Raw genomic sequence first — 14,355 nt, forward strand, 5'->3', positions numbered from 1 at the left:
ATGTTGAGTGATTAAAGTTGCTCTATCTTTTCTTTCATGGTTGGTCCCAGTTCATACAGACTTCCTAAGAGTTCTTCTTTTAAAGGTTTCACTTTTTCATACTTACCAAAAGCCTTGTAAATTTCAGCTATATGGTATAGTGTTTCAGGTTCAAAAGTTTTATCAGCTATGTGGTTTTCAACAATATTTAAGGCTCCATTTAGATTTCCGTTTTTAAATTCAGCCCAAGCCAACAAATCATAAGATTGTGGTGTTGGTCTGTTACCTACTTCAGTTTTAGCAATCATTATAGCTTCATCCCTATTTTCTTTTTCACAAGCATATAGCAACACATTGAATTTGTTATACATATCACCATACGAAGTATCTTTTACAGCTTCTTTATACAGTTTTAGCTGCTCGTTTTTTAAAGCTATGTCTTGTTTATATTCGGCAATTTCAGCTTTAAGTAGGTAATAATCTGGAGCAAAAAAAGTGGTAGTAACAGTGTTTAAAATTCGTAAAGCTTCATCAGGATTATTCTCATGAGAATAAACAATCCAAGCAATTCCTTTTTTAGCATAAGCATCGTTTGGGTTTAATTCTAATGCTTTTAAATAATGAGTATACGAAGCTTCGATTTTTCCTGCATGACCATAAAAATCGGCAAGATTGGTGTAAGACCATTGTTTAATTCCGTCAAGATTAGAAGATTCAGCAATAGATTTTGCTTTTTCCATGTATTTAATGGCAGCATCCAGATTTCCTTTATGATCGCTCCATTTTGATAAACGAATGAGATAATCAAAATCACTAAAATCTTTAAACATCTCCAGATAGCCTTGTGCTAACTTATAGTTACCCAATTCTAAATGTGCATCAAAAAGCATTTTTTGAGTTGCCTCAAGGTTTTCTCCTATTAACTCAGCCTTAGTAAGCTGTTGTAAAGCTTCTTTAAATCTGTGTTGAGAAATATAGTTTGAAGCTAATGCTCTTAAGTAACCTGCATCTTTTTGCTCGGTTGCCTTATTGGCTTGTACCAAGTAGTTTTCAGCTTGTTTTAGGTATGAAATTTTGCCTGTAACTTCAAATAAATTAGAATATGACGTTGCAAGTTTTCCTAAATATGGAAACTGATTAGGTGTAGTTTCTAACTTTTGTTTCCAAAATTCATTATCGTTCTTAGCAGCTTGCAACGCCTTATTCTGGGCTAATTCAAGGTAAATATTATAATCATTAGTATCAGTAATTTTTTTTGGTGGTGTTGTGCAACTAGATACAATAATTGCACAGCACAACACTATTTTATATAGAGAGTTCATGAGTATTGAGAGTTTTTTGTTAGTTGTTAAATAACCTTGAAATACGACTAACTAAATATTTCAAGGTTATTTAAAATTGTATTACCATGGCGAAGCCAAGTATGGAAATGAGGTAAGGAATTCCTTATCATTTGCGTCAACGTTATCATTGCTTAAAGTTGGGTTTTCAGAAAAATCTTCACCTCCAAAAATCAATAGCAGTTCTACTGTAATAACATCATCAGCTAGTGCTCTACCAGTAAGCACATTGGTACCATCATAAAATGTAGTTGTTCCATCTAATGATACATTCAACACATCAGTAGCTAAAAGACCTGTAAATGTTGCAGAGTCTAAGCCTAGTGCATTAGTATCTCCAGGATTTGCATAAGCAGGACTTAAGGCTTCCAAGTTAGTTTGAAACATAGTTTGAAACGCTGCTCCTTGATTTGAAGGTATTGTAGTATTAAAATCGTCTTTACTAGATGAAGACACAAACACTGTGTTTACAGCTGGTCTACCCATTTGGTCTTCTTGTATATATGTACCCGAAAAATCAGGTCCAATTGGTTCGGTATTACTATCATCGTCATTATTACAGTTATATGCTGTTAAGGCTATAAGTGCTGCAATAGCATAAAGTTTTATAGTATTTAGTTTCATAATATTAATGTGTTTAAAGTTTATTGTTTTCTTTTAGTTTCAACCCAAGTATTAATTGTTCCTGTTCCTCCAATCATTGATTTTGGAACTTCAACAACAACAGACATTACATTGGTTCCAGCAAATGTGTCGTCACCTGGATTGTTAAACGCTGTAGCTGTTCCGCCAACAATTGCGCTATACTGAGCAAAGTCCATAAAGAATGGGTCGTCTCGTGGTCCTGCAAAAAAGCGCATTCCACCATTTGTTGAAATAGTAGCAGGAGAACCATAACTTGTAATGTCTACAACTCCTTGAGGTGAAGCTGTTAAAATAGAACTGCTTAATCCTGTTGAGCTAGGTGCTGCTGGTCCAAAAAAGTACATTTTTCCATCTCTTGCAGTAGCTTGAATTACCAAGTCTTCAACATTATCTCCTGTAGTGTCAATGTTAAACTCTATAAGAGTGTTTTCATCAAACGAAGCACTTCCAGTGGCTGAAGGACTCAAAAGACCTTGTGTATTTGCTACAAATACCAGGTTGTTTGTGTCTTCTCCCTGAAAAGCATAAAAGTCAGTAATATCGTTCGTACCACCTTGAACTGCTGGCGCATCAATGTGGTCTGCTGCAATGGCAATGAAACCTGCAACTGCAACAATTGCGATCCCTAAAAAGATTTTTGATTTTTTCATAATAATGAGATTTTTGTTAATTAATTGTTTTGTCTCTGCTCTACCTACGGAAAAATCTAAAGTGCGGTTTTGTTAAATTTTTGTTAACAAAAAAATTATAGCGCTTTTAAAATTTAAAACTATCTTTACTCTATAATCTTAAGCCCATGAATCCTTCTGCCAATGGCTGGATAAAAAAATTACTCAAGGAGCTCAGTGCCAACACCTCTTTTTGTCAATTAAAGTTGGACGACTTTTATGTAGCCTTAAAGCAAAGCGGATTTATCTACGGAAGTAATATTTCTATTGTAGATAATTGCATTGAAAACAGAGAGTTTCTTCATGAAGAGTTGACCAAAGTAAACCTTTTAGCCTCTTTTTATTACATCCACAACAAGGAAGGTGACAAAGCAGATTTTGTTGAAAGCGTTATTAACTTTTACAACACTATTGATGTTTACAAATCTTCTTTTTTTGAAGAGCTTTTAGGTGAAAAAAAATCTTCTGAGCTTTTGGAAGCTATGGTGAATAAACGTGTGCATATTGATGACAATATCCTCACAAAAAACTTTAATTACTTTATCACCAATGCACTGCTTTTTGTTGATGTTATTGCGTATCAAAAGTACCTTAGAACAGATGTAGTTTCTGAGACCTACTTAAAAAATCTTGAAGCAGCTATTGAAACCATTATTATTGAGGTTTTTGAAAACAAATCGGAAAAAACCAAATACGACAAAAGCCTTATTAAACTCATTGAAGCATCATTGAGATACCAGGACAATAGAACGCATAGCTATAACGAAGTGATCACTTTTATAAACGGACGACTCAGCAAATACTACATTACTGATATTGTATGTATGGCGTTTTGGAGTGATAAAACCATTGATCTTGAAGAGAAACAGTTTTTACAAAAACTTGGTAAAGACCTTGATGTAAAACAAGATATTATTGAGGCTTCCATTGAGCACATTAATGTGTTTTATGAAACCAATAAAGATAAAATTGCATTACTGAACTCTAAAAACATGGTTCAGAGTTTTTATGACAACTCCAGTAAAATGGTACGAAAACTCATAAAACGCAATAGCAAACGCTTACTCAAAGAGCTTAAAGAAAGTAAAGAGCTCATGATATTGCTTACCAAGTCAACCACAAGACCACTTAGTGACGACGAACAAAAAAAAGTACAAGACCAATTACTAGATATTTTTAAATCCATACCTAGCTTAGCCATTTTTATGTTACCAGGTGGTATGCTTTTACTGCCTATTTTTATAAAATTTATTCCTAAATTGTTACCATCGGCTTTTGATGACAATCGTATTGAAGAGGATTAGATACATGTTGTTCTTATATAATTGTATGCAAGCTGAAAACAACTAATGAAATTATTCAAAAAAATTAAGAAGAATAAAGAATCAACTTTAAAATGTGATAGTTGTGAATCTGAATATAACGGAATTCCATTATGTTTCGGTTCTGATTTTCCGGACTACTACTATTCTGTTCCACCAAATGAAATTGATGAGCGTGTCGAGCTTGAAAAGAGTTTGTGCGTAGTCGACAAAACTCACTTCTTTCACAGAGGTCGAGTAACGATACCAATATTAGACTTTGATAGTGACTTATATTTTGACATTTGGACTTCCATAAGTCCAGAAAATTTCGAAATTAGAATGGATTGTTGGGATAGTGAAAATCGGAAAGATTTCGGACCTTATTTTGGTTGGATTCAAAACCAAATCCCTACATACGAAAACACAATTAACATAAAATCAATTGTAATTGAACAAGACCCTGGAATTATCCCTGAAATAGAAATTACCGAAGAGAATCACCAGTTAGCGATTGACCAAAAGAATGGAATAACATATCAAAGAGCAAAGGAAATTGTTGAATTCATTCTTAAATTAAACAACAAATAAAATAAGACCACTATACAACAATGGCTATAGCTCATTGCTTCTGATTTTTCACTAAATTAGTTACTGAAACATGTAACGAAACCATGGTCCAACCGCTGCCAGCAATTTGACCAAACCGAAAACATTTATATTTATTGATTAAATGAAAAACCAATTTTTAGTTTACTTTCTAGCTACTTTCATCATTTTCTCTTGTAAAAACCAACAGGAAGAATTGACCGAAATGAATTCGTTTTTACAAGCGAATTATGAATTTAATAATAGAACTTTAAATAAGAATAAAGGAGATTATTATCGAATGATTGAAGAAATGCCAGCGCGAAAAATTGAAAAACTCAATGAATTGGATTCTCAGTTTGAACTGTTAATTTCGAAAATAGACAATGCCATCACAAATAAAGAAGGCAACTTAAAAAGCATTATTGCGGAATCAAACGAAATTCTAAACGAGATTCCGAAACTTGTCGGTAATAGAAAAGATTATTTATTACCTGAAATTAAACAACCGAAATCCGAGTCTAATGATTTAAATTTAAAATATATAAAAAATAGACTTGTAATTGGAATGGCTTATGTTTTCGAGTATTCAAGTAGACAAACCTATTCAGTAGACGGATTGTATAAAGTAGACATAGACAGTGTTATTTCACAAAAAACTGACAACGGAATCAAGCTTACTTTGACTTCGAGGTTTGGGCAACCAATAAAAGAAAATCGACACATTTTAATTAATAAAATCAAGTTCAATGGAAAAGAGGAGGAAGTCGATTTTAAACTAAAAGAGAATTACTCGATTGCTGATATTGAATTAAATTCATTACGAACTGGAATTTATGAAATAAACGGAATTTTACGATTTTATCATAGAGAACAAAAATTTGATATTCCATTCGAAAAAAAATTTAAAGTGGAATAAAAAACAAACGTATAATAATATGTAACCGCAAGTTGAAAAAACCGGATGAAAAAAACAATCCTACTTATTTTATTGACAACCTCAATTGTTTCTTGTAAAAGTCAAGAAGAAATTGATTTTAAAGTTGGTTACTTACCAAATTACAATTACACGTTGACTCAAAAACAGATTTCTGAAAACAATGTAAAATATATTGCATCAGATAAAATACTTCAAAACTTAAAAAATAATGGAGTTGAAAATCCGACAATAACGAAAGATACAAGTCTTTTAAAAAGTGTTTCTAAAACAGGAAGTCTGAAAGGAAATGAATTTCCAATTGATATAGAATTGTTAGAATCCAATAATCCATCTTTAAAAAGTGGAAGTAAATTTTTCGGAAAATCAGTTGACGGAAAAACAAAAATTGACTCTATTTCTTCTTCAACAATGACTGAAGAAAAAAAGAGAACATTACTTCCTGCAATGGAATCAATGATGAATCAAATCAAATATCCGAACAGAAAAATTAAAGTTGGAGAAAGTTTTGAGCAAAAAAGTCCAATGTCAATCCCAATTGCAGATGTTACAATTGAAATAGAAATTAATTCAATTTACACTTTAAGAAAAGCAGAAAACGGAATTGGATATTTTAACCTTGACCAAGTTTACACTATAAAATCAGCAACTAAAGATTACGAAATGGAATTAGACGGAACTGGAAAAGGACAATTAGAATATAATATAGAAAAAGAATTCTTCACCAAATTCTATCTAGAAATGGAAATGGATTTAAAAACAGAATTGGAAATATTCAGCATTGAATTACAAACAAAAAGTATAACTGACCAAGTAACTAAAATAACAGAAACTAGTAGCTAACAATATATTAATTTCCGTCTCACCCCAACTACTCCAACCACAGTTTAAAATCTTTAACACGCTCTCTAGCCACAATAACCTCTTGTTCATTATAGTTATTTAACTTTACCTGAAGTCTGGAGTTGGTATAGCTAATCATGTCTTTTATAGCATTGATATTGACAAAGAACTTTCGGCTTATTCTAAAAAAGGTTTGCGGTTCTAGTTCGTCTTCCAACTGTTCTAAGGTTAAATCTAACAAGTAGTTTCTACCTTCGACAGTATAGGCATAAGTGCCTTTGTTTTCGCTGTAAAAACATTCAATCTCATCAATATTAATAAGCTTAAGGTGTTGACCAACTTTTACCGAAAATCGTTTTTTATACTCTCGCTCTATTGGGTTTACCAACAGTTTTTTAATATCGTTAAAATCTAACGTTACGGCTTGTTGCTGTGGCAAACGCTCTTTGTATTTGCTTACTGCTTTAGCAAGATCGTCTTCGTCAATAGGCTTTAATAAATAGTCAATACTATTCAGTTTAAAGGCTTGTAACGCATACTCATCGTAAGCTGTTGTAAAGATAACAGCAGACTTTATATCAATGTGTTCAAAAATTTCAAACGATAAACCATCGCTTAATTGTATGTCTAAAAAAATTAAATCAGGATGTTGGTTATTTTGAAACCAATCCAAGGCTTCTTCAACCGAGTGTAACATGGTTTCTACAGTAAGGTCTAACCTTTCAATCATTCTATGTAACCTACGTGCTGATGGTTTTTCGTCTTCAATAATGATAATTCTCATTGCCAATCTTGTTTATCTTTATCCATAAATTCTTTTATTTTTTTGGCTTCCCATTGCTTTCCAAATAAAAAGTCTGGTCCAAAAACGCCTAATCCGTGAAAAAGCAATCCTATTCCCCAAAAAAAGGCTGTTGAATACGTAGCAAAGCTTTTTAAACTGCCACCACTATACACTATAATAAAAATAACAACAATGTTTATAATAATGTATGATGCCAAATGCCAGTAGAAGCCTACTATTTTTTCTACTTTTTTCTTAGCTCGCAAATACGCTTCTTCATGACGTATTTTATCTTCGAGTTGATTATTCTCAGGATTGTAATTAAACTGTTCCATAGCTTTTAGTTCCATTTTTTCTGTTCTTCTTCTTTCATAAATTGCTCAATCTTACGCTTTTCCCAGGTTCTACCTAAAACGCCATCGTTAACAAATACTTTGTAAGCATGGAAACCTATTCCCATTCCCCAACCTAACATTGGAAACCAAAACCATTGAAATCCCCAATACGTTTTGTAATTGATGAAAATTAAAAAAGGAATGACTAAACAGTACGAAATTAAACCGTAGTAAAACTCTTTTAGGTTATCTACATGCTTTCTTGCACGTATGTAACTGTCGTCAAATTGCGATGGTAATTCAGACTTTCTCATGATTGATATTTGTTTTGTAAGCATTGGTATTGCAACTGCAAAACGGTTTGCTTGTTGATTGATGTATACTTTTTTAGTAGTAAGGAGCTGATAACGTTGTTTAATGTTTTCGAGACCTACTCCACTACTCTTTTTTACTATTTGTTTAGGTTGCAGATTATTTTCAACAACCAGGTTTTCGTTTGCATCTTCATATATTTTAATATGCAGAGGCTTGGTAGATGTTACCATATTATGCTTTACAGCATTTTCTAACAGTAACTGTAACGATAATGGCACCACTTTACTTTCAGGGTTTGATGCCTTTTCAGGAATATCAAACGTTAAGCTATCTTCAAACCTCATCTTTAATAGCAGCATATAGGTTCGAGCAAAATCCAACTCTTCATCAACGGTTACTAAGTCTTTATTTTTTTGCTCAAGTACATATCTATATACTTTTGAAAGTGATGTTGTAAACCGTTGTGCGCTGTCAGGGTTTTCTTCAATTAAACTGGTTAACACATTTAAACTGTTGAACAAAAAATGTGGATCTAATTGATTTTTTAACGCATCAAACCTTGCTGTTGCTGTTCCTGCAATTACTTTTTGCTCCTTTACTTTATTCTGTTGATAGCGATTATAGAAATAGACTAGATGAAAAATAACAACAATGGTCATTGTAATCCACAATCCAAAACTATATTGGTTCCAGTTTTGTAAGGCTATAAAATCTTCCCATGACACACCACGATAAACGATGTATTGAAAAGCATTCATAATAAACAAACCTAACATGGTAATAGCTACCGAACCAACAAGACCTATAAGTATTCTTTGAAAACGCTGCTTTTTGGTCCAGTTGAATTTTTCAAGGAACGCAAAATAGTAGTAGTTAGAATACCCAAGCAAGAAACTATACATTTGATAGAAGCAAAAGCTTATCAAAAAGTCGTTGAAATTATCAAAATCAAACCCATCATAAAATAAGTTACCTACTATAAAAACTGCACAGCCAATAAAGAACGTAAGCGCTGCATTTTTGAAGGATTTGATCATGATACTTTAGTTTTTTGTTTAATATAATTATTCTTTACAAGCAGCAACTGTTTGTTCTACTCGCTCTTTTCCCCAATTTGGGTGAAATGGTGATTCTGGTTTAAAGTTAGCAAAAAGTTCTAATGCTCTTTCTAGATCTTTACAAAATGGTGCTGTATCTTGTCCAAAGTATTTAGCACTTCCCATATCCCATTCGGCTTTTCCTGATACTACTCTTGGGTTATCTGGTGCAATTTTTAAGGCTTTACTGTACAATTCGCTAATTTTTCCTGAGTATTTCATTCCGTAGGTCATCCCATCAAAAGCAACCCAGTTTGTTAATACATGTGCTTGCATTACCAATAATTCAGGATTGTCTTTACTAATTGACATAGCAGTGTTTAAGTGTTCCTGAGCTTTGTCTAACTGTGCTTTAAGGACGTTAGCGTCTTTTTCGCTCCAGCTTTTTAAGCTATTCATTTGAGCAATGTAATAATGTGGTAACCATTGGTCTGACTCAGCGTTTGCAATGCGTTCAAACATATTTTCGGCTTCGTCCCATTTGTTAGCTTCCCAAAGGCTAAATGCTTTTTGCATTCCTTTTTCAAAATTGGTTTGCGAATGTATAATTCCTGAAACCATTAGTGTTGCGATGATAATTAAATGTTTCATTTTGTATTGATTTAGTGTTTGTGTTTTTAATTTGATTCAAATATCTTAAGTATGGTAACCGTTTGAAAATCTATAATACCGAACTGTGAATTTTGGTTACTGAATTGTGATTTTTATTGTTTGTAATTTATCATTACTTACGTCACCTCGAGCGCAGTCGAGAGGTCAATAAAACTCAATAAGTTTTTAATAAGGTCTCGACTGCGCTCGACCTGACAAGGAAAATTTATTATTGGCAATTACTATTCATTGTAATCTATTGTGATTTTTATAAATTATCTAACTGATTATCCTTTCCATCGTCGCTAATAGTCCAGAAAAATCCAACAAAGAAGAATTGATCTGCTGCTGGTAAAATGGCTTGTCTGTTAAAATTACCGTTAGCATTTGCCGTATTAGAATATTGATACCCATTAATATTATTAAACCCTAAGACGTTATTCACTGAAAAGTAAAGTATCTTTTGTTGGCTTAGTAAATAGGCCCAGTTAAAACTTAAACTGTTATAGCTTTTAGTAGTTTCATTTAAAAAACCGTTTCTGTTTGGGTTAGTATATGGTCGTCCTGAAGCGTAGCTGTAACTTAACCCAAGTTGACTTTTCCAATCATCTACCCAATACTTTACTACTGCTGAAAAATTATGTGTATTCGCAAAACTTGGCTGCGCTTTTTCAGGGTAATTAAGGTATTGTCTTTCGGTATCTAAATAAGAATAACTTAACCAGTAATCTATGTTTTTTAAACTCTTATTATCTCTCCAAAAAACATCTAATCCTTGAGCATATCCAGAGCCTTCATTTGTATAGTCGCTATCAAAACTTGCCATATCAGTATCAAACAACACCAAGTTGTCATACGCTTTTCTATAGGCTTCTACTCTAAACAATCTACCATCACTTACATGCTGATAGTTTAAAATATAATGCTGTGTGTTTTGTGTTTTTAGATCGTTATCAAACTTTAAATAATCTCCTGAAACAGTTTGAAAAAAGTTACCATAAGCTAATGATACCTGACCGTTTTTTGAAGTCTTGTAAGCTAAAGATGCTCTAGGTGCAACATCAAAACGCTTAGTAGTGTTGTAATAATCACCTCGTAAACCAGCTTTTAACGCTAGTTTTTTACTGAATACAATATCAGTTTCAGCAAAAACAGCAGAGATATTATTATTAAAACCGTAGCTAGCACTAATGCTCTCGTCAGTATACGTTTCATTAAAATCGGTTAAAAATTGTTCTGCACCAAAGTTTAGTTTAAAACGACTACTGAATCGTTTTTTAAGTTTTAATTTAAAATGAGCAGAATGTTCTTTATTATCAATATCGCTATCAATAATACCAACATCAGTATTGGCAACTGTATAACTTAAACCCGATTTTATAGACCAGTTATTGTTTAACACACCACTGTAGCTAGCGTTTGTATAGAAATTGTTGTTTTTTAATTTAAAATCAATTCCCTCTTCATAATTGATATCTTCTTGATTCAATTCTAAATTAGAAGTATCAAAAGCAGCATAAAACTTTAATAAACCTGAGTCAAATTTTTGTCTAAAAACAGCTTCTCCTTGAGCACCTCTATAAGGCTTTTCCCAATCGTTTCTATCTGGAAACAAAGCAATGTAAGGTGCTAAATTTATGTAAGACGCATTAACACTCAATGAGGAATTGTTCCATTTTTCAGTGTGACCTAATCCTCCACCAACAGTCATTATACTAATATCTGTCTTTTCTTGGTCTGGTTCGTCAATAGTGTTCAACAGCAACACACTAGAAAGCGCTTGTCCGTATTCTGCTGAATATCCTCCTGTTGAAAATGTAATTCCGTCAAATAAAAATGGAGAGTATCGACCTCTTGTTGGCATATTGTTAGGTGTTGGGCTATAAGGTGTAAACACTCTAATACCATCAATAAAAATTTGAGTTTCGGCAGCATCACCACCTCTTACAAAAAGTCTACCATCTTCAGCAACTGTTGATGTTCCTGGTAATGTTTGTAAAGCACCAACAAAGTCACCTAAAGCACTTGCAGTAGTTACCACATCTAAAGGTTTAAGTACCGAAACTTTACTGTTATCATTAGCTTCGAAAGTTCCTGCTGAAATAACAACAGCATCCAATACACTAACGTCTTCTCTTAACTTAATTTGAACATCAGTAAATGTTGTTACCTCATTGGTAATTGATTTTGTTTCATAAGATAAAAAGGATACTATTAAAGTTTGTTGTCCTGTTTCTTCTGTAGTAAAGCTAAAATTACCTTGTTCATCAGTAGTAGCACCATCGTAAGTGCCATCTAGATACACATTTGCTCCAAAAACTGGCTCACCAGAAGTATTGGTTACCTTACCACTAACTGTTGTTTGAGCTATAGTAAGTGTTGTAAAAAGCAATACTAAATACGTAATAATTTGTTTCATTGTAATAGTTGATTTAAACTGTTCGTTTTTTGATTGATGCCACAAAACTGCAACAGACCTATTAATACTGAAATTCAATGTCACCGAATTGTATGTTTTTTATGACGAATTGTAAAAAATTGGGAAAATGAGTAACTAAAAGCCTACATTTACTACTAATGAAGTAGCTATTACTTATCTAAAAACCAACACAATGAAAAAATCAGTTTTATTCCTGTTCAGTATCTTGTTTTCAATAACCTTTAATGCCCAAGACAAACTGCTTAGAGGCATAGAAAAGGAACTCAATAAAATACTCGAAGTTACTAATGCACCTGGTTTTGCAGTTGCTGTTGTTGAAGGCGACAAAGTAGTTTATGCCAAAGGATTTGGATACAGAGACTACGAAAACAAAACACCTGTAGACATCAACACACTATTCGCTATTGGGTCGTCGTCAAAAGCATTTACTTCTGCTATTTTAGGAGTTTTAAGAGCTGACGAAAAACTCTCTTTTGATGATAATCCTAGACTTCATATACCTGAATTAGAGTTTTATAATAATGACATGAACAACAATATCATTATAAAAGACCTTATGAGACACAGCACAGGTCTTCCAAGGCATGATGGTTCATGGTATTTTTTCCCAACGCATGACAAAGACAGCTTATTGGCAAGAGTAAAATACCAAGAACCTTTTACAGGTATAAGACAACAATGGTATTACAATAATTTTGGCTTTTTAGCTCAAGGTGTAATCGCTGAAAAAATTACAGGTAAAACTTGGGAAGACAATATTAAAGAGTTGTTTTTCGAACCTCTTGGTATGAATCGTTCCAATGCATCTATTTCTGAAATGAAATCAGCCTCAAATGCTGCTTATGGCTATTTGTTAAAAGACGACAACACCATTAGTAAAATGAAATACTATGATATTGCTGGTATGTCTCCTGCAGGAGCAATAAACAGCAGTGTGTATGATATGACCAAATGGTTGATTACATGGATAAACAATGGAAAATTTAATGATAAAGAGATTATACCTGAAAGCTATATCACAGAAGCTATAGGGTCTCAAATGGTTATTAGTAGTAATATTCCTGATAAAGAATTTCCTGATATTTATTTAAACAACTATGGTTACGGCTGGTTCTTACAGTCTTATAAAGGGCATTATAGAGTGGAACATGGTGGTAATATTGATGGGTTTTCGGCTAACGTAGCGTTTTTCCCTACTGATAAAATTGGAATTGTTGTACTTACCAACCAAAATGGTTCAGCGGTTCCATCGTTGGTTAGAAATACAATTGCTGATAGAATGATAGGTGCAGAACAAACTGATTGGGCAGAACGCCATAAAGAAAATCTTGAAAAAAGTAAACAAGCACAAGCCGAAGCAAAAGAAGAATCTTCAATTTCAAACGTAAAAAACACAAGACCTTCGCATATTACTCTTGACTATACAGGAACTTACTCCAACAAAGGTTATGGCGATTTTAAAATTTATGTAGAAAACGACTCGTTATTTTCTGAAGCTAATGGAGAAAAAATTTATTTTAATCATTTTCATTATGATGTTTTTGAAATGGTTGATGTTACTGACAATAAAGTTGACACCACGCAGTATGGTAAAGCGCTTAAGATAAACTTTCAAACTAATGATGCTGGAGACATTTCAGGAGCAAAACTAAAGTTAGATCCAATGGTTAATGCTATTGAATTTAAACGTACTCCAAGTACTATTGACATAGACTTAAAAACGCTTGAGCAATATTCTGGTGAATATGAATTAGCTGGCACCACTTTAAAGGTGTATGTTAAAGAAGAAACACTTTATCTTTTTGTTCCTGGTCAACCAGAATATGAACTCATGGCTACTGATAGACATAAGTTCTCTTTTAAAACCCTTGAAGGTTTTAAAGTAGAATTTGTTGAAGCTGAAGATGGTAAAATAATTGAACTAAAAGCAATACAACCTAACGGAACCTTTGCGGCAAAACGAAAGTAACTTCTTAATTATAGAGTATTAAAAGCACTTTTACCAAAGTGCTTTTTTTATGAGTCTGCGTTAGTCAATATATCATGAGTAGCCCATTGTACTGCAGCATCTAAATCGTTAAAACGTCTTATTTTTTGTGTAAAGAATAAGCTTTCAATTAAGGTATTAAGAAAGCTTTTACTAGAATAGCCAACTACTCCATAACCTTTTAGCGCATAATTTCCTTTAAAGAATTTCACCCAACCATTAGGTTTTACAGAATAAGAATGTATTCGGTGAGATAGATATACAATATCTGCACCATTGCCTCCAATGAATTTTGAAACATCTTCTACAATTCGGTTACCATGATCTTCCCAAGTGAAATTAATACCTTCAGAAATTTCAGAAATCAAATACCCTTTAAACACAAAAACATCTCCAAATTCATAATTGAATTCTTTCAATACTTGTTCGTATAAAGGCGTATGTTTTACACTTATCATAGATTGAAATTAGTAATAAAACGAATACTATAAAAAGCATATAATAG

14 protein-coding genes are annotated in these 14,355 nt (G+C 32.8%); 5 read left to right on the forward strand and 9 right to left on the reverse strand.

What is annotated here, in order from left to right; translation table 11 throughout:
• Positions 1–11: 11 nt before the first annotated feature.
• The 3 genes from OD803_RS08265 to OD803_RS08275 form a co-directional block, all read right to left on the reverse strand.
• Complete coding sequence (locus OD803_RS08265; protein WP_262733079.1) at positions 12–1,301, reverse strand: tetratricopeptide repeat protein; 1,290 nt, start codon at positions 1,299–1,301, stop codon at positions 12–14.
• 81 nt (positions 1,302–1,382) lie between these two features.
• Positions 1,383–1,943: a DUF4331 domain-containing protein gene (locus tag OD803_RS08270; protein WP_262733080.1), complete on the reverse strand. Its 561-nt coding sequence runs from the start codon at positions 1,941–1,943 to the stop codon at positions 1,383–1,385.
• Between the two features lie 20 nt (positions 1,944–1,963).
• Entirely contained in the window at positions 1,964–2,614 is a 651-nt protein-coding gene (locus tag OD803_RS08275; protein ID WP_262733081.1) for a DUF4331 domain-containing protein, read from the reverse strand.
• Between the two features lie 146 nt (positions 2,615–2,760).
• On the opposite strand from OD803_RS08275, the gene OD803_RS08280 reads away from it, so the two are divergent.
• The 4 genes from OD803_RS08280 to OD803_RS08295 all read left to right on the forward strand — a co-directional run bounded on the left by OD803_RS08280 (position 2,761) and on the right by OD803_RS08295 (position 6,301).
• Entirely contained in the window at positions 2,761–3,936 is a 1,176-nt protein-coding gene (locus OD803_RS08280) for an LETM1-related biofilm-associated protein (protein ID WP_262733082.1), read from the forward strand.
• A gap of 45 nt (positions 3,937–3,981) precedes the next feature.
• Entirely contained in the window at positions 3,982–4,524 is a 543-nt protein-coding gene (locus OD803_RS08285; RefSeq protein WP_262733083.1) for a DUF2199 domain-containing protein, read from the forward strand.
• A 142-nt stretch (positions 4,525–4,666) separates the two neighbouring features.
• On the forward strand, positions 4,667–5,440 hold the full coding sequence (locus tag OD803_RS08290; RefSeq protein WP_262733084.1) for a hypothetical protein: 774 nt from the start codon (positions 4,667–4,669) through the stop codon (positions 5,438–5,440).
• Between the two features lie 45 nt (positions 5,441–5,485).
• Entirely contained in the window at positions 5,486–6,301 is an 816-nt protein-coding gene (locus tag OD803_RS08295) for a hypothetical protein (RefSeq protein ID WP_262733085.1), read from the forward strand.
• A gap of 28 nt (positions 6,302–6,329) precedes the next feature.
• On the opposite strand, the gene OD803_RS08300 is transcribed toward OD803_RS08295, so the two are convergent.
• From OD803_RS08300 to OD803_RS08320, 5 genes are all read right to left on the reverse strand, one after another.
• On the reverse strand, positions 6,330–7,085 hold the full coding sequence (locus tag OD803_RS08300) for a LytR/AlgR family response regulator transcription factor (RefSeq protein ID WP_262733086.1): 756 nt from the start codon (positions 7,083–7,085) through the stop codon (positions 6,330–6,332).
• Entirely contained in the window at positions 7,082–7,435 is a 354-nt protein-coding gene (locus OD803_RS08305) for a 2TM domain-containing protein (protein ID WP_238155816.1), read from the reverse strand. Before OD803_RS08305 ends, OD803_RS08300 begins: the two co-directional genes overlap by 4 nt.
• Positions 7,426–8,772 carry a 2TM domain-containing protein gene (locus OD803_RS08310; RefSeq protein ID WP_262733087.1) on the reverse strand — a complete coding sequence of 449 codons (1,347 nt, stop codon included), beginning with the start codon at positions 8,770–8,772 and terminating at the stop codon, positions 7,426–7,428. The genes OD803_RS08305 and OD803_RS08310 overlap by 10 nt, the downstream gene beginning before the upstream one ends.
• A gap of 27 nt (positions 8,773–8,799) precedes the next feature.
• Complete coding sequence (locus tag OD803_RS08315; protein ID WP_129761249.1) at positions 8,800–9,423, reverse strand: tetratricopeptide repeat protein; 624 nt, start codon at positions 9,421–9,423, stop codon at positions 8,800–8,802.
• Between the two features lie 268 nt (positions 9,424–9,691).
• Entirely contained in the window at positions 9,692–11,842 is a 2,151-nt protein-coding gene (locus OD803_RS08320) for a TonB-dependent receptor (protein WP_262733088.1), read from the reverse strand.
• Between the two features lie 193 nt (positions 11,843–12,035).
• Here OD803_RS08320 and OD803_RS08325 point away from each other — a divergent pair, with 193 nt between their 5' ends.
• Complete coding sequence (locus tag OD803_RS08325) at positions 12,036–13,832, forward strand: serine hydrolase (protein ID WP_262733089.1); 1,797 nt, start codon at positions 12,036–12,038, stop codon at positions 13,830–13,832.
• 47 nt (positions 13,833–13,879) lie between these two features.
• On the opposite strand, the gene OD803_RS08330 is transcribed toward OD803_RS08325, so the two are convergent.
• On the reverse strand, positions 13,880–14,308 hold the full coding sequence (locus OD803_RS08330; RefSeq protein WP_131508316.1) for a hypothetical protein: 429 nt from the start codon (positions 14,306–14,308) through the stop codon (positions 13,880–13,882).
• Between the last annotated feature and the right edge of the window lie 47 nt (positions 14,309–14,355).

The sequence above is a fragment of the Gaetbulibacter sp. NE genome (assembly GCF_025548475.1).
Taxonomy (GTDB): domain Bacteria; phylum Bacteroidota; class Bacteroidia; order Flavobacteriales; family Flavobacteriaceae; genus Gaetbulibacter_B; species Gaetbulibacter_B jejuensis.

Excerpts from the sequence above, each read along its gene's own strand:
- OD803_RS08305 (WP_238155816.1), bottom strand. The coding sequence starts at position 7,435 with ATGGAACTAAAAGCTATGGAACAGTTTAATTACAATCCTGAGAATAAT.
- OD803_RS08270 (WP_262733080.1), bottom strand. The coding sequence starts at position 1,943 with ATGAAACTAAATACTATAAAACTTTATGCTATTGCAGCACTTATAGCC.
- OD803_RS08285 (WP_262733083.1), top strand. The coding sequence starts at position 3,982 with ATGAAATTATTCAAAAAAATTAAGAAGAATAAAGAATCAACTTTAAAA.
- OD803_RS08325 (WP_262733089.1), top strand. The coding sequence starts at position 12,036 with ATGAAAAAATCAGTTTTATTCCTGTTCAGTATCTTGTTTTCAATAACC.
- OD803_RS08315 (WP_129761249.1), bottom strand. The coding sequence starts at position 9,423 with ATGAAACATTTAATTATCATCGCAACACTAATGGTTTCAGGAATTATA.
- OD803_RS08265 (WP_262733079.1), bottom strand. The coding sequence starts at position 1,301 with ATGAACTCTCTATATAAAATAGTGTTGTGCTGTGCAATTATTGTATCT.
- OD803_RS08310 (WP_262733087.1), bottom strand. The coding sequence starts at position 8,772 with ATGATCAAATCCTTCAAAAATGCAGCGCTTACGTTCTTTATTGGCTGT.
- OD803_RS08275 (WP_262733081.1), bottom strand. The coding sequence starts at position 2,614 with ATGAAAAAATCAAAAATCTTTTTAGGGATCGCAATTGTTGCAGTTGCA.
- OD803_RS08295 (WP_262733085.1), top strand. The coding sequence starts at position 5,486 with ATGAAAAAAACAATCCTACTTATTTTATTGACAACCTCAATTGTTTCT.
- OD803_RS08290 (WP_262733084.1), top strand. The coding sequence starts at position 4,667 with ATGAAAAACCAATTTTTAGTTTACTTTCTAGCTACTTTCATCATTTTC.
- OD803_RS08280 (WP_262733082.1), top strand. The coding sequence starts at position 2,761 with ATGAATCCTTCTGCCAATGGCTGGATAAAAAAATTACTCAAGGAGCTC.
- OD803_RS08320 (WP_262733088.1), bottom strand. The coding sequence starts at position 11,842 with ATGAAACAAATTATTACGTATTTAGTATTGCTTTTTACAACACTTACT.
- OD803_RS08330 (WP_131508316.1), bottom strand. The coding sequence starts at position 14,308 with ATGATAAGTGTAAAACATACGCCTTTATACGAACAAGTATTGAAAGAA.
- OD803_RS08300 (WP_262733086.1), bottom strand. The coding sequence starts at position 7,085 with ATGAGAATTATCATTATTGAAGACGAAAAACCATCAGCACGTAGGTTA.